This is a genomic window from Pseudomonas tumuqii (assembly GCF_013184545.1).
GTDB lineage: Bacteria > Pseudomonadota > Gammaproteobacteria > Pseudomonadales > Pseudomonadaceae > Aquipseudomonas > Aquipseudomonas tumuqii.
This window is the reverse complement of sequence record NZ_JAAOJA010000040.1, coordinates 1-2,488: the sequence shown is the minus strand read 5'-3', so window position 1 is coordinate 2,488 and position 2,488 is coordinate 1. Positions and strand designations below refer to the sequence as shown.

The 2,488-nt window shown below is 63.2% G+C and carries 1 protein-coding gene; it reads left to right on the top strand.

The features are described from left to right. Positions 1-2,488 (top strand): bifunctional aconitate hydratase 2/2-methylisocitrate dehydratase (acnB, locus tag G9C89_RS24795; protein ID WP_172153345.1); only part of this gene is annotated, 2,488 nt, incomplete at both ends.

Sequence of the window (2,488 nt, the reverse complement as noted above, 5' to 3'; positions counted from 1 at the left end):
CGCTGACCGCCGAACAAACCGCAGGCCTGATCGAGCTGCTGAAAAACCCGCCAGCAGGCGAAGAAGCTTTCCTGCTCGACCTGATCACCAACCGCGTACCGCCAGGCGTCGACGAAGCCGCCTACGTCAAGGCCGGTTTCCTCTCTGCCGTTGCCAAAGGCGAAGCCTCCTCCCCGCTGATCAGCAAGCAACACGCCGTCGAACTGCTCGGCACCATGCAGGGCGGCTACAACATCGCCACCCTGGTTGCGCTGCTCGACGACAGCGAACTGGCTGCCGTGACTGCCGAGCAACTGAAGCACACCCTGCTGATGTTCGACGCCTTCCACGACGTCGCGGAAAAAGCCAAGAACGGCAATGTCCACGCCAAGGGCGTGCTGCAGTCCTGGGCCGATGGCGAGTGGTTCAAGAACCGCCCGACCCTGGCCGACAAGATCAGCCTGCGCGTATTCAAGGTCACCGGCGAAACCAACACCGACGACCTGTCCCCGGCGCCCGATGCCTGGTCGCGCCCGGATATCCCGTTGCACGCCCTGGCCATGCTGAAAATGGCCCGCGACGGCATCGTCCCGGATCAGCAAGGCGCCATCGGCCCGATGAAACAGATCGAGCAGATGCGCAACGATGGCTTCCCGATCGCCTACGTCGGTGACGTGGTCGGTACTGGTTCCTCGCGCAAATCCGCCACCAACTCGGTGCTGTGGTTCTTCGGCGACGACATCCCCAATGTGCCGAACAAGCGCGCTGGCGGTTTCTGCTTCGGCAGCAAGATCGCGCCGATCTTCTACAACACCATGGAAGACGCCGGCGCCCTGCCGATCGAGTTCGACGTTTCCAAGCTGAACATGGGCGACGTGATCGACCTGTACCCGCATGCCGGCAAAGTCTGCAAACATGACAGCGAAGAAGTGCTGGCTACCTTCGAAATGAAGACCCCGGTGCTGCTCGACGAAGTCCGTGCCGGCGGCCGTATCCCGCTGATCATCGGTCGCGGTCTGACCGACAAGGCCCGTGCCGAGCTGGGCCTGGGCCCAACCGACCTGTTCAAGCTGCCCGAGCCGCCTGCTGCCAGCAGCAAGGGCTTCACCCTGGCGCAGAAGATGGTCGGCAAGGCGTGCGGTCTGCCGCAAGGTCAAGGCGTGCGCCCTGGCACCTACTGCGAACCGAAGATGACCACCGTCGGCTCCCAGGACACCACCGGCCCGATGACCCGCGACGAGCTGAAAGACCTCGCCTGCCTGGGCTTCTCCGCCGACCTGGTGATGCAGTCGTTCTGCCACACCGCGGCCTATCCAAAGCCAATCGACGTCACCACCCACCACACCCTGCCGGATTTCATCCGCACCCGTGGTGGCGTGTCCCTGCGTCCTGGCGACGGCATTATCCACAGCTGGCTGAACCGCATGCTGCTGCCGGATACCGTCGGTACCGGTGGTGACTCGCACACCCGCTTCCCGATCGGCATCTCCTTCCCGGCCGGTTCCGGCCTGGTCGCCTTCGCCGCTGCCACTGGCGTAATGCCGCTGGACATGCCGGAGTCGGTACTGGTGCGCTTCAAGGGCAAACTGCAACCGGGCATCACCCTGCGTGACCTGGTGCATGCCATCCCTTACTACGCCATCCAGAAGGGCCTATTGACCGTCGAGAAGAAAGGCAAGATCAACGCCTTCTCCGGCCGCATCCTCGAGATCGAAGGCCTCGACGAGCTGACCGTTGAACAGGCTTTCGAGCTGTCCGACGCCTCCGCCGAGCGTTCCGCCGCGGGTTGCACCATCAAGCTGCCGGAAAAGGCCATCGCCGAGTACCTGCGTTCGAACATCACCCTGCTGCGCTGGATGATCAGCGAAGGCTACGGCGATGCGCGCACCATGGAACGTCGCGCCCAGGCGATGGAAGCCTGGCTAGCCGATCCGCAGCTGATGGAAGCCGACCAGGACGCCGAGTACGCCGAAATCATCGAAATCGACCTGGCCGAGATCAACGAGCCGGTGCTCTGCGCACCGAACGACCCGGACGACGCCCGTCTGCTGTCCTCCGTTCAGGGCGAGAAGATCGACGAAGTGTTCATCGGTTCGTGCATGACCAACATCGGTCACTTCCGCGCGGCCGGCAAGTTGCTGGAAAAAGTCGAAGGCACCCTGCCGACTCGTCTGTGGCTGTCGCCGCCGACCAAGATGGACCAGCATCAGCTGACCGAAGAAGGCTACTACGGCATCTACGGCAAGGCCGGCGCGCGCATGGAAATGCCGGGCTGCTCGCTGTGCATGGGTAACCAGGCACGCGTTGAGGCGAACGCCACCGTGGTTTCGACCTCCACTCGTAACTTCCCCAACCGTCTGGGCGATGGTGCCAACGTCTACCTGGCTTCGGCCGAGCTGGCCGCTGTTGCCTCGATCCTCGGTCGCCTGCCGACCGTTGAGGAATACATGGTCTACGCGAAGGAAATCGACACCATGGCAGCGGACGTATACCGCTACCTGAGTTTCGA